Genomic DNA, 526 nt, shown 5'->3' on the forward strand with positions numbered 1-526 from the left:
CCCCGTCCGGAGTCGCCCGCACGCGCGCGCCGGGCCCTCCAGCCGGGGCCAGCCGCAGGGTCGACTCGCCGATCCGGAGCAGCGCGCCCGGCGTGAAGCGGACCGGGCGGGGGCCGATGCGCCTGCCGTCCAGCGTCGTGCCGTTCGTCGAGCCGGGGTCGGCGACCGAGACGCGGCCGTCGGGGCCGACCGTGATCGCGCAGTGCAGCCGGGAGACGTCCGGGTCGTCGAGCGGGACGTCGGCGTCGGCCGAACGGCCGATGTGGATCTGGCCGCCGTGCAGCAGGTGGACCCCGCCGGCGTCGGGCCCGGCGACCACATGCAGCTGGGCGGGGGCGTCGTCGAGCTCGGGATGGGGTTCCGGCACGCCGGGGGCGCCCAGCGACAGCACGGCGCCGTCGATCAGCGGGGGCTCGCCCAGCGTGCAGCGCTGCGCGTCGAGCCGCTCCGCACCTGCGTAGAGCACCACCGGGCTCGCCCCGAGCTCCCGGCCCCGCTCGTGCGCGGACGTGCCGCCGTCCGCTGG

Annotated in this window: 1 protein-coding gene; it reads right to left on the reverse strand. The window is 78.7% G+C overall.

The genetic code is table 11. The annotated features are described in order from the left end of the window. A partial coding sequence (locus tag CLM62_RS31985) for an FHA domain-containing protein (protein WP_143659187.1) occupies nt 1–526 on the reverse strand: 526 nt, incomplete at both ends.

Source organism: Streptomyces sp. SA15, assembly GCF_002291145.1.
Lineage (GTDB): Bacteria > Actinomycetota > Actinomycetes > Streptomycetales > Streptomycetaceae > Streptomyces.